Raw genomic sequence first — 20,497 nt, 5'->3', positions numbered from 1 at the left:
ATGGTCGCAAGATTCCGTAAAGCCGCGCTCCTAGCCGGATTCGCCACATCCCTGTTCACCGCCGGCGCCCATGCCGCCGAACCGCAGCGCGTGCTCTATGCCGACGCCACGGTGATCGACGGCACCGGCGCGCCGGCGCGCGCGCATCAGGACATCCTTGTAGAGGGCGAGCGCATTGTTGCCGTCGGCCCGCACGGCACGCTTGCGGCCGGGCAGGCGCGCAGCGTCGATCTTGCCGGGCGCTGGGTGATCCCCGGCCTGATCGACACGCATGTCCACATGGCCACCCCGCCCAATCCTGCCCGCGCGCAGGGCGAATTGCGCCGCATGGTCTATGGCGGCGTCACCTCGGTGCGCGACATGGCGGACGACTTGCGATCGGTCAGCGAACTGGCCCGCGCATCGCTGATGGGCGAGATTCCGGGGCCGGACATCTATTCCGCCGCGGTGATGGCCGGGCCGCCGTTCTTCGGCGATCCGCGCGTCAACGCCGTCAGCATGGGCTACAAGGCCGGCACCGCGCCCTGGGCACAGGCGATCGACGACAAGACCGACATTCCCACCGCCATCACCCTGGCGCGCGGCACCGGGGCCACCGCGATCAAGGTCTACGCGGACCTGCCCGCCAACCTGATCTCCGCGCTGACGGCGGAGGCGCACCGGCAGGGGCTGATGGTCTGGGCCCACAGCGCAGTGTTCCCCACGCGCCCGGCCGACGTGATCGCCGCCGGCGTCGATGTGGTCAGCCACGCGTGCTACCTTGCCTATCAGGTCGAGCCGGTCATGCTCGCCTCTTACGAGGATCACACCCCGGTCAACGAGAGCCTGCTGGCCAAGAAGGGCGACGATCCGGTGATCGCCGGGCTCTACACGGCGATGCTGGCCAAGGGCACGATCGTCGATGCCACCGGCGGGCTGTTCGTGCGCTATGACAAGCTGCGCCAGGAAAAGCCGGAAACCCGGCCGCTGCGCTGCACCGGCACCACCACCGCGCGGCTGGTGCGGCAGGCGTGGAAGGCCGGGGTTCCGGTCTCCGCCGGCACCGATTTCGAGGCGGACGTGACCAGCCCCTGGCCCGCGCTTTACGACGAACTCGATTTCCTGGCGCATGACGTGGGCATGCCGCCGCTGGAGGTGATCCATTCCGCCACGCTGGTCGGTGCGCGCGCGGCCGGGCAGGCGAAGGACACCGGATCGGTCGAGGCGGGGAAGCTCGCAAACTTCGTGGTGCTGGCGGCCGATCCGTTGAAGGACATCGACAATGTGCGCAGCATCGCGATGACGGTGAAGCGCGGCAAGCCATTCGCCCGCGCGGACTACAAGCCGGTGACGGTAGAGGAAATGGGAGCAGGCGATGAAGATTGATCGGCGCGCACTGATCGCGGGCAGCGCGGTGATGGCCGGTGCCGGTTTGGCGCCGCGCGCAATGGCGGCAGCAGTAGGCGGGGCCGATCCGCTGACGAAGAGCATCGTCATCAACGCACTCGGCGGTCTGGGCGATCCCAACGGCCCCGAAGGCGCCGACGCCGTGCTGTTCAGCCCGCGCGTGCTGGAAGAGGCGCGCGCATCGGGGCTTACGGCCGTCAATGTCACGCTGGGGTACGTTTCAGGGCCGCAGGACCCGTTCGAATTCAGCGTACGTTCGGTGGCGGAGACCGACGCGGCGATGCGCGCCCATCCCGATCGCCTGCTGAAAATCCACACTGCCGCCGACATCCGCCGGGCCAAGGCGGAAGGCAAAGTGGGCGTGATCTACGGCTTCCAGAACGCCGCGATGATGGGCAACGACGCCTCCCGCGTGGACATCTTCGCCAATATGGGCGTGAAGGTGATCCAGCTGACCTACAACCCGGCGAACCAGCTGGGCGACGGATCGATGGCGCCGGAAAACCGCGGCCTGACGCCGTTCGGCCGCGAAGTGGTGGAGCGGTTGAACGCCGCGAAGGTCATGGTGGACCTATCGCACAGCGGCGAGCAGACCTGCCTTGAAGCGGCACGCGTTTCCAAGGCGCCGATCTCGATCAACCACACCGGCTGCCGCGGCGTCACCGATCTGCCGCGCAACAAGACCGACGCCGAACTGCGGCTGGTGGCGGAAAAGGGCGGCTTCATCGGCATCTATTTCATGCCGTTCCTCAACGCATCCGGCCACGCCAGCGCCGAAGATGTGGTGCGCCACATCGACTATGCCGTGAACCTGTGCGGAGAAGATCACGTGGGCATCGGCACCGACGGCACGGTGACGCAGATCGACGATCTGAAGGCCTATCAGGCGACCTTGGCCAAGGAAATCGAAGCCCGCCGTGCCGCCGGGATCAGTGCCGCCGGCGAGCGGCCGGACACCTATCCTTTCGTCGTCGACCTGCGCGGGCCGGACCAGTTCCGCAAACTGGCCGGGCTGCTGAAGGCCAAGGGTTATTCGCAGGCGCGGATCGACAAGATCATGGGCCAGAACTTCCTGCGCTACGCGGAAACGATCTGGGCCTGAGAACCGAAAGGAAGCCTGAGATGCGGCTGATCGACGCCGAGGAAGTCGCCCGCCGGCTGGACCATCGCACCGGGATCGATCTGGTGCGCCAGGCGATGATCGCGCTTTCCACCGGGGGCAGCAAGCAATTGCTGCGCGGGATCATCGACCTGGATCAGGGCAATGCCTTCGGCGTCATGCCGGGATCGCTGGCGGGGGCGAGTTTCGGCGCCAAGATCGTCAGCGTGTTCCCCGCGATGGCCGCGCAGGGTCGGTCGCATCAAGGCGTGATCGTCACGTTCGATCCCGAGACCGGCGCGCCGGCCGCCGTGATCGAGGCGGGCGAAGTCACCGCGATCCGCACCGGCTGCGCCACCGCCGTCGCCACCGGTGCCCTCGCCCGGCCCGATGCGACGCGGCTGGCGATCCTCGGCACCGGCGAACAGGCGTGGCACCATGCCGCCGCGCTGCGCCATGTCCGCCCCTTGTCACAAATCGCCGTCTGGGGTCGCAATGAAGCCAAGGCGCAGGCCATGGCCGAGCGCATCGAACGCGATTTCGGCATCGCGACGCGCGCCGCACCCAGCGTCGACAAGGCGGTGGAAGATGCGGACGTTATCTGCGCGGTCAGCGCCGCGGAAGAGCCGATCCTGATGTCCGAACAAGTGGTCGACGGCGTCCACGTCAACGCCGTGGGATCGAGCCGCGCGGGCCCCGTGGAGATCGATCCCGTGCTGGTCCGCCGCGCCCGCTTCATCCCCGATCATCGCGACGGGGTGCTGGCACAAGGCGCGGAATACTTGCGCGCGCTGGTGCTGGGCATCGCGGGCGAAGGCGATGTCGGCCCGGAAATCGGCCGGATCCTCGCCGGTCTGGACGAAGGGCGGCAATCGCCCGAACAAGTCACCGTCTACAAGTCGCTCGGCTCCATCGTGCAGGATCTCGCCTGCGCCGGTTTTCTGGCAGGCTGAAAACCCCGCCTGACCGCGCGAAGCGGTCATTGGGGACGTTAAATTCCTATCGTCATCCCAGCGAAAGCTGGGACCGTTTTCGGCCTCGCGCGACTGTGAGAGCGATCCCAGCTTTCGCTGGGATGACGGGGGGGGATGACGGGGGGGGATGACGGGGGGATGACGGTGGGAGAGTGTGTCCCCTCTCCCCCCTAAGGCCGATCAGCCCATCTGCCCGCGCGCCAGCGCCGCCAATACGGGGGCGGAGACGGTGTAGACCGCGTGGCGCTGGGCGCCGCGGTTGTGGTGGTCGACGCGGTAGCCCTGGTAATGGCGCCTCACCAGTCCGGCCCGCACCAGTTCGGATACCGCGCGGCTCACGGCCGTCATCCCGGAAATCCGCACCCGGTCCGCCACTTCCATGTCGACGAGATGCGCGGCTTCCTCGGGATCCTGCGGCAGCAGGCCGCGCTTCGCCAGGTCGCTGCGCACCGCCTCGATGGTTGCCTTGCGGTAGTGGTGGCGTGCCGCGCTGGGGGCGATGGCGGCGGACAGCCATTCGCGGATCGGCACCAGTTGCTCCCCATCGCGCACCAGCGGCCCGGCCGCGCCGCCCCTGCCGGCGACCCGGGCGATCAGATCCAGCACCATGAAGGTATAGCGGGGCCGGGCCGAGTGATCGGCGATCGCACGCATGATCCCCGGCATGTCTAACCCGCGTTCAACGGGCGGGCGGCTGAGCGGGAGTTCCAACATGGAACGAATCAAGCACAGACGCGAATCCAAGGGAATCCACAATCTGCACCGACGCACGATTTTCCGGCGCTTTTTCCATCTATGTCACTTTACCCAGCGCCTCTGGTAAAGTGACATAAGTGGCACCACGCCCTATTGGAATGGATCGTGTCCCCAGAGGTGGTGTAGCTTTTCTGGACCACCTTGCTTTTCGGCTTCAGCCTGAGCCGATCATGAGCCAGGTACTGCCGACAGCATGACAATAGGATTGTCGCTGAGCGGGGCCATCGTTTCAAGCGTCATGTAACGTGCGCGCTGGACGGCCCATTCGTCGGACTGTTCCATGAGGATGGCTCCGACGAGACGGGTGATGGCGGCTTCGTTTGGGAAGATCCCAACGACCTCGGTCCGCCGTTTGATTTCGCCATTGAGGCGCTCGATGGGGTTTGTGCTGTGTAGTTTGGCGCGATGCTCGCGCGGGAATGTCATGTAGGCCAACACATCGGGCTCAGCGTCGTCCATCAGCGTGGCTAGCTTGGGCAGTTTGGGCCGCACTTGGTCGGCGATCGAGCGCCACTGCTGGCTCGCAGCTTCTGGGGTTTCCTGGGCGAAGGCGGTGGCGATGAACGCGGAGACCACGCGCCTGCCGCTCTTGCCGGCATGGGCGAGTGCATTGCGCATGAAGTGGACGCGGCAGCGCTGCCAGGTCGCGCACAGCAGCTTGGAGACCGCCGCCTTAATGCCTTCGTGCGCATCGGAGATGACCAGCTTGACGCCACGCAGTCCTCGGCGCGTCAGTTTGCGCAGGAAAGCGGTCCAGAACGGCTCGGCCTCGGAAGGACCGATATCCATACCTAGCACCTCGCGGCGGCCATCGCTGTTGACGCCCACCGCGACGATCACCGCCACCGAGACGATACGCCCGTTCTGCCGCACTTTCACGTAGGTGGCGTCAATCCATAGGTACGGCCAGTCGCCTTCGATTGGGCGTTCGAGGAAGGCACCGACTTTCTCGTCGAGTTCCTCGCAAAGCCGGCTGACCTGGCTTTTCGAGATCCCATCCATACCCAGCGCCTTCACCAGGTCATCTACCGAGCGGGTGGAGATGCCCTGGATATACGCTTCCTGGATCACCGCGGTCAGCGCCCGCTCGGCCATGCGACGGGGTTCGAGGAAGCCGGGGAAGTAGCTTCCCTTCCTGAGCTTGGGGATGCGCAGTTCGACCGTCCCTGCTCGCGTCTGCCAGTCGCGCTCGCGGTAGCCGTTGCGCTGGACCAGCCTCGCCGCAGATTTCTCGCCATGGCCGGCACCGGTCAGGTTGCCGACTTCCATCTCCATCAGCCGCTCGGCGGCAAACGAGATCATCTCGCGCAGAATATCTGCATCCGGGGTCTTCTCTACCAGCGAACGCAAGTGCATCATCGGATCGGTCATCGTGATTCCTTCCGTCAAGTTTGAGCTTCGCAACCCAAACCTACCCGAAAATCACGGTGACCACCTCAGCCTTCAGCTACACCACGTCCTGGGACACGATCATTGGAATGGGCCCGGAATGGGCGGAATCGGCCCGAACGGGCACCAATTGAGACGACACGGCATAAACCTGCGTGCAAATGCGGAAGGGGCGCGGAACACATCCGCCCCCGGTCTGTTTGGCTTTCTGAAGGTGCGCCCAAGAGCTGAACAGGCAAAAGCTGAACAGGGCACACTTTCCCGCCATATTCCTCGCGTAGCGTTCCTCGCGCCAGCGAAGGGGAGCCATTCATGGAAAGCCTGCCCAACCGGTCCAAGCCTGAACGATTTACCGAAGCGTCATCCTTTCCCGGCCCTCTAGCGGGCCAACTCCAGCCTCCTGTCATTGCCCCAATTGCCGCGCGCTTCCGCGCCACTCGCGCCTTGTCGCTGCAATTGGTGGAAACGCTGAACGAGGCGGACGCCGCGGTGCAGTCCATGCCCGATGCCTCCCCCGCCAAGTGGCATCTCGCGCATACGACATGGTTTTTCGAAACCTTCCTGCTGCGCGACCATGTGCCCGGCTATCGCCTGCATGACGCGCGCTGGCCGTTCCTGTTCAACAGTTATTACGAGGCGGAAGGCGCGCGCGTGGCCCGCGCCGATCGCGGCCTGCTGACGCGCCCCACGCTGGCAGAGGTGATCGACTATCGCCGCCATGTGGATGCGGCTTTGCTGGCCGCCCTTCCCGCGCTGGAACAGAAGCACGGCGATCTGGTGGAATTGGGCATCCAGCACGAACAGCAGCATCAGGAATTGCTGCTGACGGACATCAAGCATCTGTTCGCGGCCAATCCGCTGGGGCCGGCCTATCGAACGCAGGCGGCCGAAGCCGGCCACGTCGCCCCGCCGCTCCGCTGGATAGTCGGGCGAGAGGGCAGGGTCGATGCCGGCCACGAAGGCCGCGGCTTCGCGTTCGACAACGAATTGCCCCGCCATGCCACATGGCTGGCGCCGCACGCCTTGGCCAGCCGCACGGTCACCAATGGCGAGTGGATCGAATTCATGCGCGACGGCGGCTATTCCGCGCCCTCGCTCTGGCTGTCGGACGGGCTGGACTGGGTCCGCCGCGAAGCCGTGGCCGCGCCGCTCTACTGGCGCGAAAGCGACGGGGAGTGGGAGCAGTTCACGCTGGCCGGCTGGCGGCCGGTGCGGCCCGACGATCCGGTATGCCATATCTCGTTCTATGAAGCGGACGCCTTCGCTGCCTGGGCGGGGTGCCGCCTGCCCACCGAACAGGAATGGGAAGCCGCCGCGCAGGGCCGCGACCCGCTTCACGGCAACCAGCTGGACCGCGCCGTCCCGGCCATGCCGCGCGCCGCAGTTGAAAGCGAAAGCGACGGTTTCGCCGCGCTGTTCGGAGACGTTTGGGAATGGACCGGCTCCGCCTATCGTCCCTGGCCCGGCTACCAGACCGCACCGGGGGCGGTGGGCGAATACAACGGCAAGTTCATGTCCGGCCAGTTCGTGCTGAAAGGCGGCAGCTGCGCCACGCCGCGTGGGCATTTGCGCGCATCGTACCGCAATTTCTTCCATCCCCACCAGCGCTGGCAGTTCACCGGCCTGCGCCTTGCGAGGACCCTCTGACATGCACCGCGGAACCTTCGAAACGGAAATGGCAGATACGATCGCGGCCCCTCCAGCCCCGAGTTCGGCCCCGGCCCCGACTCCATGCGAAACCCCCGCCGTGCCCTATGATCCGGCGTTCCGGGCGGATGTGCTGACCGGACTTTCCCAATCGCGCAAGACGATCCCCGCACGCTGGTTCTACGATCTGGAAGGGTCCCGCCTGTTCGAGGAGATTACCCATCTTCCCGAATACTATCCCACCCGCACCGAAACCGCGCTGCTGCACACGTGCGCCGGGCAAGTGGCCGGCCTGCTGGGCGCGGAGCCGATGATCGTGGAGTTCGGATCGGGCAGTTCGATCAAGACGCGCATCCTGCTGGATGCCATGCCGCGCGCCACTTACGTTCCGGTGGAGATCTGCGGGGAGTTCTTGATAGAGGCTTCGCAGGCGCTGGCGCGCGACTATCCGGGCATCGCGATCATGCCGGTGGAAGCGAACTTCATGAACCCGATCGACCTGCCCGATCGCCGCGCGCCCGGGCCGGTGCTGGGCTTTTTCCCCGGCTCCACGATCGGCAATCTGGTGCCATCGGCCGCCATCGACCTGCTGCGGACGATGCGCGAAAGCCTGGGTTTCGGCAGCCTGCTGCTGATCGGCATCGACGCAGTAAAGCCGGTGGACCGCCTGCTGGCCGCCTATGACGACAGGCGGGGCATCACCGCAAGGTTCAACCTGAACCTGCTGCACCGGATCAACCGCGAGCTGGAAGGAACCATCCCGGTCGGCGCGTTCCGCCATCGTGCGCACTGGAATCCCGCGTGGACGCGGATCGAAATGCATCTGGAGGCCCTGCGGGACGTCGCGTTCGACGTGGCGGGCGAGCGATTCAGGATGGCGGAGCGTGAGACCATCCACACGGAAAACTGCCACAAGTACGATCCCGGCCAGATGCGCCTGCTGCTGCAATCGGCCGGCTGGGGCGAGCTGCGCCACTGGACCGACGAGGCGGGCGATTTCTCGCTGATCCTAGCCGAAGCCATGCCCGATCCGTTCGGGCCGTGATGTCCGATTGAAAGGGCCATTCGCTTTCCGCGAACAGCGTCCTCACCCCGGCAGCTTAGCCCCATGTGCACGCAGGATTTCCAGCACGCGCGCCATGGCAAGGTCGAACGGCTGCGTCTCGCCCATCAGCGCGAAACTGCCGCCCAGCGCGAAACTGCAATGGCCGTGGACGGTCGCCACCAGCGAGCGGGAGAGGCGCGGCGCTTCGGCGCGGTGCGCCTCCGGCAGGATCGCGGCCACTTCGCGCTCCACCACCGCCATCAGCCCGCTGCGCCGCCGAGCGAAATCCTCGGGCATGGCCATGCCTTCGGGCAGGCGATGCTCATAGATCGCCGACCACAAGTTGCGCCGCTGCGAGGCGAAGCCGAAATAACCTTCGACCAATGCCCGGATCCGGGCGCTACCCTCGGCGCCCTCCAGCCGGCTTTCCAGCCATTCGGCCCAGAGGATGAAGGTGCGCGTGTTGATCTCCAGCACCAGCCCGTCCACGCTGCCGAACACGTGCATCACCGTGCCCACCGAATAGCCGATCCGCTTCGCCACCTCGCGCGCGGAGAAGCGGGCAAAGCCCACTTCCTCCATCAGCTGCTGTCCGGCGTCGAGAATCAGCGCTTCCAGTTCGGCGCGGCTATGGTCGGATCGTCTGCCCATTGCCGCGCTATACCGTGCCAATTTAACAGCGTCTAATTATAAACGGCTCGCTGCGTGACGCAGGCGCCCGGCTGGGCTAGATCGCGCAATCGAAAGGTGATTCCGATCCCCCGCGCCAAGGCCGGCGGACGGACAGCCTGCCTGTTTCGGGAGAGCGATGTTGCGCGCGGTGGCAGAAATTCAGGGGCCGATCCCGGTCGAGGCATTCCGCGCCCGGATAGAAGCCAGCTACCAACCCGTCGTGATCCGGGGCCAGATGCAGGATTGGCCGATCGTCCAGAAGGCGCGCCAGTCGCCCGACGCACTGGCAGACCTGCTGGAAGCCATGGACAATGGCCGCGAACTGGCCGTGATGATCGGCCCGCGTGAGGAAAAGGGCCGGTTCTTCTACAACGAGGGGATCACCGGGCACAATTTCCAGGTGCGGAAAGGCCAATTGACCGGCTTCCTGCGCCATCTGATCCGCGTGAGCGGCAATGCCGATGCGGACAGCGCCTATGTCGGCGGCGTGCTCGCCGGGGACTACTTGCGGCAATGGAACGAGACGCACCGCCCGCCGATCGACGTAGCCCACGCCGAACCGCGCCTGTGGATCGGCAACCGCACCCACGTGACGACGCATATGGACGAGACATCCAACGTCGCCGCCGTGGTGGCCGGGCGGCGCAAGTTCGTGCTGTTCCCGCCCGAGCAGCTGGACAATCTCTACCTCGGCCCGCTCCACTTCACCATTGCCGGCCCGCCGGTGAGCATGGTGGACCTGAACAATCCCGATCTGGAGGCATACCCCCGCTTCGCCGAGGCGCTCGAACACGCGCAAGTGGCCGAACTCGGCCCGGGAGACGTGATCTATATCCCCGCGATCTGGTGGCACAGCATCACCGCGCTGGAGAGCGTCAACGTGATGGTCAACTACTGGTGGGCGCCCGAAGGCGCGCGATCGGGCATGCGGGCGCTGTTCCAGACGATCGCCGCGCTGCGCGACCTTCCGCCGGAGCACCGCGCGGCATGGCGGCACTGGTTCGACCGCTTTGTCTTCGACGAGGAAGCGGACCGGATGGCGGACCACCTGCCCGAACACATCCGGGGCTTCGCCGGCCCGCCGTCGGCCGAGCGCAAGGCGTTCCTCAACGCCTTCTTCGGCAATACCGGCGATTTTTGAGAAACGGTTTCACAATTCGCGGCGCGCGAATGTCGCGGCCCAAAGTCAGAATCCTAGTCTCAGGTGTTCGCCGCCCCGTTCGCCAGAATATGCGCGCCGGAAACCCAGCTGGCCTGCGGACTGGCCAGAAAGGCGACGACTTCGGCGATCTCTCCCGCGGTGCCGATCCGGCCGAAGGGAGAGGCATTCTCGAAAAAGGCACGCGTAGCTTCCGGCGCCTTGTCCATCATGCCGGGCGCGGTGGCGCCGGGGATCACGGTGTTCACCGTCACGCCCTTGCGCCCCAGTTCCTTCGCCCAGCTTTCGGTCATGCTCTTCAGCGCGACCTTGGTGGCCGAATAGATGCCCGATCCCGCCATCGGAAATTCGCCCAGACTGGAGGCGAGATTGACGATCCGCCCGCCCTCGCCCAGCCGCACCGCCGCTTCGGACGCGACATAGAGCGGCCCGCGCAAGTTGACGCCCAGCATCCATTCCAGCTGCGCCTCGTCCAGTTCGGCCAGCGATCCGCCGCCGCTGACGCCGGCGCTGTTGACCACCACGTCCAGCCGGCCGAACGCCCGATCGATGGCCGCGAACAGCGCCTTCACCTCATCGCGCCGGGCAATGTCGGCACGGGCGACGATCGCCTCTCCCCCGGCTTCGCGGATCGCCTGCGCCGTCTCTTCCGCGCCCTGCTCGCTGCCGCTGTAGTGGACCGCCAGCCGGGCGCCGTCTTGCGCCAGCCGCAGCGCGATGGCCCGGCCGATGCCGCGCCCCGCGCCCGTCACCAGCGCCACTTTGCCGGCCAGAACGCCGTCACTCATTGCTTTCTCCCCTCTTCACCTTCGACCTAGCGTTCGGCGGTGACTTCGGCCCGCCACAGCCCCTCCGCCGCGCAGGCCGCCATCACGCGGCACAGCAGGCTCTCCACCATGATCGAGGCATGGGTCAGCACGTGGGAGGGATTGCGGGCCAGCGCCAGCGTCCGCCGCAGCGGCGGATCGCCGATACGTGCCGTGCTAATCCGATCCCCTGCCGCCACCGCAACCGACAGCGGCAGCACCGTCAGCGCCGCCCCGCGCCCGGCCAGCGTCACGGTCGTGTCCAGCGAGTCGATCTCGTACGCGACCGGCAGCGAGACACCCAGCCGCGCCGCCTCGCGCTCAAGCAGTTGGCGCAGGCCATGCTGCGCCCCGGGCAGGGCGAGCGGCTCATCCGCAAGCGCAGCAATTTCCACCTCCGCATCCGCGCCAAAGCGTCCCGCCGGCCCCACCAGCACCAGTTCCTCGCTCGCCAGCGTGCGGGTGGTCAGATGGCGCAGCGGATGCACTTCGTAGAGCACGCCAAGGTCGATCTTCTCGGTTTCCAGCCAGCCGCGCACCGCACCCGAATAGGCCTCCACCAGACGCAGCCGGACGGAAGGCGCCTGCTGCGCCAGTTCCTCGATCAACCGCGCGCCGATCACGCGCGCCAACGAGTGCGGCATGGCGAAGACCACCTGCCCGCGCGCATCGTTGCGCAAGTGGCGGGCATCGGCCACGGCCTGCTCGGTCGCCAGCAGGATCTGCCGCGCGCGTTCGCGGAAGACATGGCCCGCCTCGGTCAGAGTCACGCCGCGCGCGGTGCGCTCGAACAGCGAAAAGCCGATCTCGTCCTCCAGCCGCAGCAATTGCTGGCTGAGCGATGGCTGCGCAATGCCCAGCGATTCCGCCGCGCGGCTGATCGAGGCACTGTCGGCAATCTTCAGGAAGGCCTTGAGGTGGGCGGTGTCCATGCGGTGTCCATGCCTTACCGATGCTATTCCGCCGCCAGCCCCAGCGCCACACCATCGTGCGCGGGCCGCATGTCCACCACCCAGCGCACCGATCGGCGCATCGGCTCTATCCCGTCATGCGGCGATCCGGGCGGCATGTGATGGGCATTGGCATAGACCGTCATCGGATCGCCGCCGGACAGCGAGACCAGCCGCTGCACCCCCGCCAGCGCGAAGAGATCGAGCAGACGCGCGCGGATACTCTCGGGATAGATGCCCACGGTCTGCGTGGTGTCATCACACCATTTCAGCACGTCCGTCAGATCGTCCACCGGCACGAAGTTGACCACGCGGTTGGCCAGCTTGTCGTAGAATTCCACGCGGTCGTTGAACTTCGAGACCACGAAGCCGCCCTTCAGCGTATCGCCCTCCACATGGTAGAAATCGTCCTCCAGCGCGACGGCGGCCAGTTCCGCCTCCAGTTCGCGGTTGGGCGCAGTGAAGGGCACGGAGAGCAGCGGCGGCAGCCGGTCGTAGGCGGCCAGCATCCGGCGGCCAAGATCGATCACCTTGTCCAGCGAGGCATCGTCGCAATCGCTTTCCACATAGACGATGCGGGTGTTGGCGCAGGCGGTCTGGTTGTAGAAGCCGGCCAAAGTCGCCAGCCCCACCGCCGCCTCGTCCATCGCCGCGTCGCTCTCGAACGTCTCGCGCCCCACCATCGACATCGAATATTTGGGATTGAGCGCGGTCAGGTCGATGCCCGGCTGGAGGAACTTCTGGATGTGGCGCACCGAACTCATCCCGCCCCAGGCGATGATCTTGTCGATGCGGCTGGTGCGGACGATCTGCGAGTCCATGAATTCGTCTCCGCCCTTCCAGTAGGCGACGGCGATGTGCTTCGTCACCGGATGATCGGGCGCCAGGCCGATCAGCGTCCGGGCGATGGCATTGGCGGTAAGCGGATCGTTGGAGGGGGACTTGATCAGGATGTCGGACTTGGTCAGCCCCGCGCGCGCCACCGTCATCGCCGCCACCACCGGCACATTGCCCGCCGTAATGTGGAGCTGCCGCGTGCCCACGGCGCGGATGCTGGTGTTGTCGTAGGCGCCTTGCCCGGCGACCCACCCGTCGAGATGGTCGATGCCAATGGTCTTTTCCACCAGCCCCGTCATCATCGCGGGATCGAACATCGCCGGCAGCGCGTCATAGACACCGCGCAGGATCGGCTCCGCCAGCCCGCCTGCCGAAAGCGCCAGCGCAAAGCTTTCCTGAAGCAGCTCGTTGTCGTCCAGCCGCAGACGTGTGCCCAGTTCGGCCAGCAGGTCGATGATCTCCCGCATCGGCGTATCGTGCAGATCGCGCAGCCGCGCGGTATCGCCCAGGACAAGATCGTGGATGTGCCGGTGCGGATCGGCCTGCCGGAAATCGGCGCCGCCGCGCCCCTTGAACAGCACCGCATCCTCGCCCGGCATCAAGACCCGGCCGCGCGCGATGATCGGGATATCGAGAACCATCACGCCTCTCCCGCCACGAATTCCATGAACTCGTTGTAGGCCGCCTGCGATCCGGCGCAGGTGATCTTGTCGTCTCCGCCCTCGTTCTCGGCAAAGCGGCGGATGGTCTTGGCAGCGCGCGGGCCGCCCCAGCCGCAGGGGCAATCGTCGTCCCAATGCATCGTCACTTCGTCTCCCGAAGTGAAGCCGCCCCAGTAGGATGTCGGGATCGGATCGACCAGCGTCAGCCGCCCCTTCTGCACCCCCTCGCGCGGCAGCGCCTGCCCCTCACCATCCATCAGCAGCGGCACGGTATAAGGCAGGAAGTGGAAATAGCCGTGCGAACACATCGGCGCATTGCCGATGCATTCGGAAAAGCCGTACTGGTTGCCCAGTCGATCGACGCCGAAGAAGGCCTTCACCTGATCCTCCCAATCGGCGGGCGCATCCTTGTAGCCCTTCATGCCCCCGCCACCCTCGACGATCGAGCCCGGCGCAAACCGGCAGGTCAGCCCCTTGTCCAGCCCCGCCTTGGCCACGCGGTAGAGGTCTGCAAACGTACCGCCGATCTTGATGCGCTGGCCGCGGAAGTCATGGATCAGCTTGCCGAACCACGCCTCCATATCCGCCTCGCGCGTGCGGCCCTGCCGCAGCATCGCCTCGCGCTGGTCCAGCAGCGCGGGGTCGAGGCCCAGGCTCATCACCTCGCCCCGGTCCTCTGCCGCCTGCAAACGCCCCGAAAGCGCCATCAGGTCGGCGGGAATGTGGGTGTCGTACAGCGTGTGATAGTTCGCCTCGCCCCCGGCCATTTCCACATTGAACAGGCTCATCATCTTCAGCATCGTCTGATAGCCGCCGCGATAGCCGGGGAAGAACGTCGGCAGCTTGGTGGTCCAGGCATCGACGCCGCTGGACGCGCGGTTGACGCTGAAGAAGTGGTACTTCCACGGCCCCAGCTCGTCATAGGAACGCGGCACGAAGGACAGCTTGCCGGTCGTCCCGCTGGAATAGGTGACCAGCATGCCATAGGCTTCCAGCCGCGCCAGCCACTGTTCGATGGTGGTCACGCCGGTCAGGTCCACGCGGGTGAGATCGTGCGCGGTCAGCTTGTCCAGCCAACCGGTCAGCTTCGCGAAATCGCGGTTCTCGATGATCTGGATCGGATAGTTCTTCAGCACCCGGTGGTCGAAGCACACCGGCAGCACATCCTCGATCCGGTCGATCGCTTCCACGCCCTGCCGGTCCGCCAGCTTCTTCAGCGCCGGAATGCGGTTCCGCAACCGCGCGAAAGTGATGCGGACGGCTTCCAGTTGCAGCGCCTCGCGCTCCTCACGCGGGATCGCGAAAAGATCCTCGAACCGGCGATAGGTCCAGGATGCCGGATTGTCCGGCAGCAGGCTGATCGACATTGGCAAATCCTCTTCCCGGTGTTCTTGCCGGAAAGCCTATGCGGGCGAAGGCTCTGCCGGAACGGGCAAAGGCATTCTGGCAGCCAGAGGATTTTCGAATGGCTCGGGCCCATTTATCCCACAAATTGACGATTTGCTAAAATCGTGGGATAAACACCGCCATGCCGCGCGTTCGCCCCTTTTCCGACGAACAATCCCGCCTGCTGGTCAACTTGCGCCAGCGTTACGAGACATGGATCGCGGCGGAGCGCGATCTTGCCGCCCTGCCCTACGACTTGCGGCGCAAGACGGTGAACGGGCGCGAATACCTCTACCGCATCTTCGACCGGGGCGGAAACGGCAAGAGCCTGGGCGCGATGACGCCCGAACTGGAAGCGCAGTTCGACAGCTACCACGCCGAAAAAACCGCGCTGAAGGAGCGTGTGCGCACGCTGCGCCCGGCGCTGGCGGAAGCGGCGGCGCTCTACCGCGCGCTGCGCCTGCCGCTGCTCTCTTCCGATGCCGGGCCGATCCTGCGCGAATGCGACCGGCGCGACCTGCTGGGATCGCACCTGCTGGTGGTCGGCACGAATGCCATCGCCGCCTACATGATAGAGGCGAACGGCAGGATCGACCTGCCGGACGAGACCGAGGACTTCGACCTCGCCTGGGTCGCGCAAGCGGCCGAGGAGAACGAACGCCGCGTGTGGGACATGCTGAAAGCCGTCGATTCCACTTTCACCGTGAATGCGGAGCGTGACTTTCAGGCCCGCAACGCCCGCGCCTACGAAGTGGAACTGCTGGTGGCCCCCTCGCGCGCGGCGACGCTGGGCGGGCGGGACCAGCCGCGCCCGGTGCCGCTGCCCGAACAGGAATGGCTGCTGCTGGGCCGCCCGGTCGATCAGGTGATCGGCTGCCGCGACGGTTCGCCCGCGCGCATCGTCGCCCCCGATCCCCGCTGGTTCGCGCTGCACAAGCTATGGATGGCCGCGCAGGCCAAGCGCAATCCGCTCAAGCGCCCGAAGGACCGCGTGCAGGGGCTGGCCCTGCTGGACGCGGTGGCGGAAGCGATGCCGCACTATCCGCTGGACGAGGGCTTCGCCGCATCGGTCCCGGACGAACTCATGCCCCACTACCGGGAATGGGAAGATAGCGGCGGCACCCGATTACCGGCGGCCTGGTAAAAGCCAGGGCGCGCGAAACGCGGGTCAGGCCCGCGTAAAGCGCCAATTGTCGGCGTCGCTCTCTTCCGGATCGAAGCGATAGCCGTCGCTGTCGAACCCGCGCATAGCCTCCGCATCGGCAATGTGATGCTCACACATCCACCGCGCCATCATGCCGCGCGCCTTCTTCGCATTGAAGCTCACGAAGCGCGGGCCATTGGGTCCGGGCTCGCGGAAATCGACATGGATGACGCGCAGCCCCTTCAGCCTGTCCTCGACCGCGGCAAAGTATTCCTGGCTGGCCAGATTGAGCACGACGCCCGATCCCTCGTCCGCAACTTCCTTCCGCAGCAGCGCGGCAATGCGATCGCCCCACCAGTCGGTCAGCTTCTTGTGGCGCGGCGCCCAGCGGGTGCCCATTTCCAGCCGATAGGGCCGGATCGCATCCATCGGGCGGAGCAATCCGTAAAGGCCGGACAGGATGCGCACATGGTCCTGCGCAAAGGCGACCGCCGGCTCATCCAGCGTATCCACCTCGAAACCCGTGTAGACATCGCCCGCGAAGGCATAGAGCGCCTGCCGCTCGGGCAAGTCGGCGAAATCGCGGAAGCGGTCTGCATTGAGCTTTGCCAGACGCGGCGAGATGCGCATCAGTTCCGCCAATCGCTTTTGCGAAAGGTTCGCGGCCGATTTGGCGAGATCGCGCGCTTCGGTGGTGAAATGCGGCGTCGTGGCGGCCAGTTCCGGCAGCGTACGTTCGAAGTCCAGGGTCTTGGCGGGAGAAAGCAGAACGATCATGGCGCAGGCGGTAGCCAGACCGGGCTTATGCGTCAAACCTCGGCCGCCATTCTTCCGGCGTTGTGCGACCTCTACCCCTCGAACCCGGCTTTTGCGATCACCTGGATTTCGACCGTCACTCTGTCGCCCAACCCGATCGCGCCGGCTTTTCTGACGGCGGCCTTCAGCGGCAGCAGATAGCCGTCATTCCGGGGAAACAGCGATGTCGTGAAGGCGCTGCCGTTCACGACCGCGCGAACCGGCACCACGCCCCAGCCATAGCTCGCGATCCGGGCCGCATAGCGCATCTCGCCCACGCGGTCGTCCGGCACGGCAACGAAAAAGAACGGAGCCGGACCGCGCCATTCGATGACCGCACCAACAAAGGCGATGTGCGCGATCGGTGCCTTGCCGGATTGCATGGCGGCACCCTATCGCAATTCCGAACCGGGCGACAGTCGCGCCAAGGCAGGAGAAAATCCTGTCGTCATCCCCGCGCCCCGTCATCCCAGCGAAAGCTGGGATCGCTATCGGCCTTGCGCAATTTCGAGAGCGATCCCAGCTTCCGCTGGGATGACGCCGATTGAAAGCGTCCGTTCTCACGACTTTTCAGCGAATTGCGGCCATTCCGCATACGCCCCATGTTGCCACTCCGGACACACTTAGAATTCTTCTGCCTAGAAAAAGTATCGTTCGGGCGGGTCGCGCATCGGAAAGACGGTGGCGACTTGTCACACCTCTGCAAAATGATACGGCTGGTCAAAGTTGAACCAGGCTGTGCCAAAAGGAACGGTCATGATTGTAAGTAAGCGGGGTTTTGTTTGCGGCCTGGAAGCATTTAGCAGGCCTGCAAAGCGAGGGCGTCCGACATCTGTGGCTTCATTCAAACTGAAAGGAACTCCATCGGAATTCGCCGCAGGATTACACGATTGGAATGACGCGCCAAACCTTCCTGATCTGCGTGAAGGAGACGACGTCATTGCATTCGGTCAGCTAAATCCAAGTCAGAAATTCATCATCTATGCAATCTTCGTCAAGCACACCAGATCGATATTAAATCGCGATTATGTCACTTCTCTTCTAATTGGCGGCTCAATGTTTAGCGCCGCGATATTCTTTCTAATTCGCGTCAGCCTAAACAATAAGTTTTACCATATGAAATTTTGGTCTCTATTTGCATTGTTGATGTTTACGGCTGTATTTGGCTGTCAAATCACAATGGCAGGCTGTAGACACGCGACAGCAACGTATCTCGCAAGAAAAATTAAAAACATGTGACATAAAATAATTTTTAATTAACATATGGCATTATAAATAGTGTCGACAATATCGATTCACCCTCTCGCGACCTTCAATTTTAAATGTATCTTCTAATAACTAACACCAGTTCTCAATAATAAATCTGGTCATCCAAACAGTAGTGTATATTATTAATACTGCTGCCGTTATGTAACGCCTACCCTTGATCCACCACCAATCTGGATCTTCACTCACAAAAATTGTCTCCGTCAATTGCGTTTCCAGCCGCATCACCTCTTCAGGCCAACTCGCCCGTTCCTCAACTCCCACCATTCAGCCGCTCTTCGCCGGCTCCAGATCGCCCGCCAATGTCGGAAGAAGTTCGGAAACCGTCGGATGGATCGGCACCGCCCATTGCAGCGCGTCGATCGTGGCGCCGGCGTTCATCATGTCCAGCACGCCGCTGATCGCCTCGTCCCCGCTGGTTCCGAGAATGGCCGCTCCCAGAATTTCGCGGGTATCGGCGTCGGCCACCATTTTCATGAAGCCGAGAGTCTCGGCTTTCTCCACCGCGCGGCCGACATTCGCCATCGCGCGCCGGGAAACGAGCAGAGGCCTGCCGCTGGCGCGGGCCTGCGTCTCCGTCATCCCCACCCGCCCAAGCGGCGGATCGATATAGAGCGCATAGCCCAAAATGCGGTCGCTCACGCGCCGGCTTCCGCCGTCCAGCAGGTTGGCCGCGACGATCTCGTAATCATTCCAGGCCGTGTGGGTAAATGCCCCTTTCCCATTGCAATCCCCCAGCGCCCAGACGCCCTCCGCGCTGGTGGCGAGCCCATCGTCCACCACGATATAGCCGCGCCCGTCGGTGGCGATGCCTGCCTTGTCCAGGCCCAGATCGTCGGTATTGGGCCGCCTTCCGGTCGCCAGCAGGACATGGCTGCCAAGGACGGTGGGCGCCCCCTGACTGCAGTCCACGGCCACCGAAACGCCGCCGGCATCCGGGGCGAGGCTGATGCAGGTTGCCGATGTGCGCACCGCAATGCCTTCGGCCTCAAGGATCCTGCGGATTTCCTCCGAGACATCCTCGTCCTCGCGGGCGATCAGGCGGGGGCCCATTTCCACGATCGTCACTTCGCTGCCGAACCGCCGGAACATCTGCGCGAATTCAAGACCGATGTAGCTGCCGCCGACGACCACAAGATGCGCGGGCAGGCTGTCCATGCCGATAAGGTCCGCGTTCGTCAGGAACGGCACGTCGTGGACGCCGGGAAGGTCAGGGATCGCCGGGCGCCCGCCGACGTTGAGAAATATCCGGGGGGCCGAAAGCAAACGGCCCTCTACCCCGATCACGCCCGGCCCTTCGAACCGTGCGTGTCCGCGAATGAGGGTGAGGCCCGGCATCCCCGCAATCCAGCGCTCGTTGCCATGGCGCGAATCCAGGATCACCTTGCGCGCCCGCTCTGCCACCCTTGCCATGTCTACGGATATAGCCCCGGTGTTGACGCCAAGCTCGGCGCCCCGGCGGGCAAGGTGCGCTGCATAGGCGCTGGCGACCATCGTCTTGGTGGGCTTGCAACCCGTGTTCACGCACGTGCCGCCGACATCCCGCCGCTCGACAAGGGCCACGGTCATGCCGGCCTGGGTCAGGCGGCCCGCGAGCGCCGGCCCCGCCTGACCGGCCCCCACGATGATGGCGTCAAAGCGTTCGGTCATGCCGGCCCCGTGATGATGACTGCACAAGCCTTCTTACCACGACAACGGGATCGGCCAAGGTCAGAACGCTGGCCCTGTCCTGCTCTCCCGATCAGGCCGCGCTGGCCAGCCGCCTCGGCCGCGCAGGAGGCCGCAGGGTCAGGCGATTGAACAGGCGGCGCTTGAGCGACTGCGGCGGCAGCATTTCCATGTCGCGCTCCCACAAAGTGCCGTTGAAAGAGGCATCGCGCGAAAGGGCCAGTTCCACCCCCCACTGCGCCGCCACTTCGGGCAGGAGGCCGTCGACGATGCCCATGCGCGTCCGCAGGGCGCCGGGGGCCCAGTCGCTGATCACGATGCCGGGGAAGCGATCGGCCAGATCGGCCACCAGTGCGCGCGTCAGCAGCCGCGATGCGCCTTTGGACACCGAATAGGCGCTGCTGGCGGGCAGCGGCGCGATATCGGCGAAAGAGGTGACGTTGATGATCCTGCCGCTGCCGCGCGTCACCATGTCATCCAGCGCAAGGCGGCAGCAGGCCGCCATGCCGCCGAAATTGACGGCGAGCGTGTGCTGGAAGCTCTCGATGCTCTCGTCCAGAAAGTCGCGGCGCGGATAGACGGCGGCATTGTTGATCAGGATCGTGATCGCGCCCAGATCGCGGATCGCGGCGAAAGTCCGCCGCAGCGCGTCGATATCGGCAACGTCGCAGGCGATCGGATAATAGCGGCCCGGCCCGGCCGCAAGCGCGCCGGTTTCGCCCAGGCTCTGCGCGCAGGGGCCAAGGCCGACGACATCGTGCCCCCCGGCCAGCAGCCTGAGCGTCAGCGCGCGGCCAAGCCCGCGTCCCGCACCGGTGACGACGGCCAATTCCGGCGTGCTCATGCTGCCACCCCC

Annotated in this window: 19 protein-coding genes; 8 read left to right on the top strand and 11 right to left on the bottom strand. The window is 65.2% G+C overall.

Annotated features, from left to right (window positions below; genetic code table 11):
- Genes ACZ1JV_RS01950 through ACZ1JV_RS01940 form a run of 3 tightly spaced genes read left to right on the top strand, consistent with a single transcriptional unit; the run spans position 1 to position 3,438 of the window.
- Entirely contained in the window at positions 1–1,365 is a 1,365-nt protein-coding gene (locus ACZ1JV_RS01950) for an amidohydrolase family protein (RefSeq protein ID WP_465149388.1), read from the top strand.
- Positions 1,355–2,488 (top strand): dipeptidase, encoded by a 1,134-nt coding sequence (locus ACZ1JV_RS01945; RefSeq protein WP_465149387.1) that lies wholly within the window; start codon positions 1,355–1,357, stop codon positions 2,486–2,488. The genes ACZ1JV_RS01950 and ACZ1JV_RS01945 overlap by 11 nt, the downstream gene beginning before the upstream one ends.
- Before the next feature lie 20 nt (positions 2,489–2,508).
- On the top strand, positions 2,509–3,438 hold the full coding sequence (locus ACZ1JV_RS01940) for an ornithine cyclodeaminase family protein (protein ID WP_465149386.1): 930 nt from the start codon (positions 2,509–2,511) through the stop codon (positions 3,436–3,438).
- 201 nt (positions 3,439–3,639) lie between these two features.
- On the opposite strand, the gene ACZ1JV_RS01935 is transcribed toward ACZ1JV_RS01940, so the two are convergent.
- Together ACZ1JV_RS01935 and ACZ1JV_RS01930 are read right to left on the bottom strand one after the other, a co-directional pair.
- A complete protein-coding gene (locus ACZ1JV_RS01935; protein WP_465149385.1) occupies positions 3,640–4,113 on the bottom strand; it encodes a hypothetical protein in 474 nt (157 codons plus the stop codon).
- A 270-nt stretch (positions 4,114–4,383) separates the two neighbouring features.
- Positions 4,384–5,586: an IS256 family transposase gene (locus ACZ1JV_RS01930; RefSeq protein ID WP_465149753.1), complete on the bottom strand. Its 1,203-nt coding sequence runs from the start codon at positions 5,584–5,586 to the stop codon at positions 4,384–4,386.
- 330 nt (positions 5,587–5,916) lie between these two features.
- Between ACZ1JV_RS01930 and egtB the strand changes: the two genes are divergently transcribed.
- Both egtB and egtD read left to right on the top strand, forming a co-directional pair.
- On the top strand, positions 5,917–7,251 hold the full coding sequence (egtB, locus tag ACZ1JV_RS01925) for an ergothioneine biosynthesis protein EgtB (protein ID WP_465149384.1): 1,335 nt from the start codon (positions 5,917–5,919) through the stop codon (positions 7,249–7,251).
- A gap of 100 nt (positions 7,252–7,351) precedes the next feature.
- Positions 7,352–8,296, top strand: coding sequence for an L-histidine N(alpha)-methyltransferase (gene egtD / locus ACZ1JV_RS01920; RefSeq protein WP_465149383.1), 945 nt, complete (start codon positions 7,352–7,354; stop codon positions 8,294–8,296).
- Positions 8,297–8,338: 42 nt separating this feature from the next.
- Here the strand turns inward: egtD and ACZ1JV_RS01915 are convergent, their stop codons facing one another.
- On the bottom strand, positions 8,339–8,947 hold the full coding sequence (locus ACZ1JV_RS01915; RefSeq protein WP_465149382.1) for a TetR/AcrR family transcriptional regulator: 609 nt from the start codon (positions 8,945–8,947) through the stop codon (positions 8,339–8,341).
- 157 nt (positions 8,948–9,104) lie between these two features.
- Between ACZ1JV_RS01915 and ACZ1JV_RS01910 the strand changes: the two genes are divergently transcribed.
- Positions 9,105–10,109: a cupin-like domain-containing protein gene (locus ACZ1JV_RS01910; protein ID WP_465149381.1), complete on the top strand. Its 1,005-nt coding sequence runs from the start codon at positions 9,105–9,107 to the stop codon at positions 10,107–10,109.
- Positions 10,110–10,168: 59 nt separating this feature from the next.
- Here ACZ1JV_RS01910 and ACZ1JV_RS01905 read toward each other — a convergent pair whose 3' ends face one another.
- From ACZ1JV_RS01905 to ACZ1JV_RS01890, 4 genes are read right to left on the bottom strand one after another with little or no spacing between them, the layout of a single operon-like run.
- A complete protein-coding gene (locus ACZ1JV_RS01905; protein ID WP_465149380.1) occupies positions 10,169–10,915 on the bottom strand; it encodes an SDR family NAD(P)-dependent oxidoreductase in 747 nt (248 codons plus the stop codon).
- Positions 10,916–10,941: 26 nt separating this feature from the next.
- Positions 10,942–11,865, bottom strand: a complete 924-nt coding sequence (locus ACZ1JV_RS01900) for a LysR family transcriptional regulator (protein ID WP_465149379.1) — start codon at positions 11,863–11,865, stop codon at positions 10,942–10,944.
- Positions 11,866–11,888: 23 nt separating this feature from the next.
- Positions 11,889–13,361, bottom strand: a complete 1,473-nt coding sequence (locus tag ACZ1JV_RS01895) for an acyl-CoA reductase (RefSeq protein ID WP_465149378.1) — start codon at positions 13,359–13,361, stop codon at positions 11,889–11,891.
- Entirely contained in the window at positions 13,361–14,749 is a 1,389-nt protein-coding gene (locus ACZ1JV_RS01890) for a long-chain-fatty-acid--protein ligase (RefSeq protein WP_465149377.1), read from the bottom strand. Before ACZ1JV_RS01890 ends, ACZ1JV_RS01895 begins: the two co-directional genes overlap by 1 nt.
- 161 nt (positions 14,750–14,910) lie before the next feature.
- Between ACZ1JV_RS01890 and ACZ1JV_RS01885 the strand changes: the two genes are divergently transcribed.
- Positions 14,911–15,912, top strand: coding sequence for a GSU2403 family nucleotidyltransferase fold protein (locus ACZ1JV_RS01885; RefSeq protein WP_465149376.1), 1,002 nt, complete (start codon positions 14,911–14,913; stop codon positions 15,910–15,912).
- Between the two features lie 24 nt (positions 15,913–15,936).
- Here the strand turns inward: ACZ1JV_RS01885 and yaaA are convergent, their stop codons facing one another.
- Together yaaA and ACZ1JV_RS01875 are read right to left on the bottom strand one after the other, a co-directional pair.
- Complete coding sequence (gene yaaA / locus ACZ1JV_RS01880) at positions 15,937–16,689, bottom strand: peroxide stress protein YaaA (protein WP_465149761.1); 753 nt, start codon at positions 16,687–16,689, stop codon at positions 15,937–15,939.
- Positions 16,690–16,760: 71 nt separating this feature from the next.
- Entirely contained in the window at positions 16,761–17,090 is a 330-nt protein-coding gene (locus ACZ1JV_RS01875) for a DUF1905 domain-containing protein (RefSeq protein WP_465149375.1), read from the bottom strand.
- A gap of 343 nt (positions 17,091–17,433) precedes the next feature.
- Here ACZ1JV_RS01875 and ACZ1JV_RS01870 point away from each other — a divergent pair, with 343 nt between their 5' ends.
- Positions 17,434–17,946 (top strand): hypothetical protein, encoded by a 513-nt coding sequence (locus ACZ1JV_RS01870; RefSeq protein ID WP_465149374.1) that lies wholly within the window; start codon positions 17,434–17,436, stop codon positions 17,944–17,946.
- A gap of 294 nt (positions 17,947–18,240) precedes the next feature.
- Here the strand turns inward: ACZ1JV_RS01870 and ACZ1JV_RS01865 are convergent, their stop codons facing one another.
- A complete protein-coding gene (locus tag ACZ1JV_RS01865; RefSeq protein WP_465149373.1) occupies positions 18,241–19,623 on the bottom strand; it encodes an FAD-containing oxidoreductase in 1,383 nt (460 codons plus the stop codon).
- Between the two features lie 91 nt (positions 19,624–19,714).
- Positions 19,715–20,485 (bottom strand): SDR family oxidoreductase, encoded by a 771-nt coding sequence (locus ACZ1JV_RS01860; RefSeq protein ID WP_465149372.1) that lies wholly within the window; start codon positions 20,483–20,485, stop codon positions 19,715–19,717.
- Positions 20,486–20,497: the final 12 nt, after the last annotated feature.

It is taken from the genome of Novosphingobium sp. BL-S-19, from assembly GCF_055521675.1.
Note: the sequence above shows the minus strand (reverse complement) of the source record. Positions and strands in the feature narration are given on the sequence as shown.

Coding starts and splice junctions, on each gene's coding strand:
- ACZ1JV_RS01860 (WP_465149372.1), bottom strand. CDS start 20,485: ATGAGCACGCCGGAATTGGCCGTCGTCACCGGTGCGGGACGCGGGCTT.
- yaaA (WP_465149761.1), bottom strand. CDS start 16,689: ATGATCGTTCTGCTTTCTCCCGCCAAGACCCTGGACTTCGAACGTACG.
- ACZ1JV_RS01950 (WP_465149388.1), top strand. CDS start 1: ATGGTCGCAAGATTCCGTAAAGCCGCGCTCCTAGCCGGATTCGCCACA.
- ACZ1JV_RS01900 (WP_465149379.1), bottom strand. CDS start 11,865: ATGGACACCGCCCACCTCAAGGCCTTCCTGAAGATTGCCGACAGTGCC.
- ACZ1JV_RS01910 (WP_465149381.1), top strand. CDS start 9,105: ATGTTGCGCGCGGTGGCAGAAATTCAGGGGCCGATCCCGGTCGAGGCA.
- ACZ1JV_RS01890 (WP_465149377.1), bottom strand. CDS start 14,749: ATGTCGATCAGCCTGCTGCCGGACAATCCGGCATCCTGGACCTATCGC.
- ACZ1JV_RS01905 (WP_465149380.1), bottom strand. CDS start 10,915: ATGAGTGACGGCGTTCTGGCCGGCAAAGTGGCGCTGGTGACGGGCGCG.
- ACZ1JV_RS01915 (WP_465149382.1), bottom strand. CDS start 8,947: ATGGGCAGACGATCCGACCATAGCCGCGCCGAACTGGAAGCGCTGATT.
- ACZ1JV_RS01875 (WP_465149375.1), bottom strand. CDS start 17,090: ATGCAATCCGGCAAGGCACCGATCGCGCACATCGCCTTTGTTGGTGCG.
- ACZ1JV_RS01895 (WP_465149378.1), bottom strand. CDS start 13,361: ATGGTTCTCGATATCCCGATCATCGCGCGCGGCCGGGTCTTGATGCCG.
- ACZ1JV_RS01935 (WP_465149385.1), bottom strand. CDS start 4,113: ATGCGTGCGATCGCCGATCACTCGGCCCGGCCCCGCTATACCTTCATG.
- ACZ1JV_RS01930 (WP_465149753.1), bottom strand. CDS start 5,586: ATGACCGATCCGATGATGCACTTGCGTTCGCTGGTAGAGAAGACCCCG.
- ACZ1JV_RS01940 (WP_465149386.1), top strand. CDS start 2,509: ATGCGGCTGATCGACGCCGAGGAAGTCGCCCGCCGGCTGGACCATCGC.
- ACZ1JV_RS01885 (WP_465149376.1), top strand. CDS start 14,911: ATGCCGCGCGTTCGCCCCTTTTCCGACGAACAATCCCGCCTGCTGGTC.
- ACZ1JV_RS01945 (WP_465149387.1), top strand. CDS start 1,355: ATGAAGATTGATCGGCGCGCACTGATCGCGGGCAGCGCGGTGATGGCC.
- ACZ1JV_RS01865 (WP_465149373.1), bottom strand. CDS start 19,623: ATGACCGAACGCTTTGACGCCATCATCGTGGGGGCCGGTCAGGCGGGG.
- egtB (WP_465149384.1), top strand. CDS start 5,917: ATGGAAAGCCTGCCCAACCGGTCCAAGCCTGAACGATTTACCGAAGCG.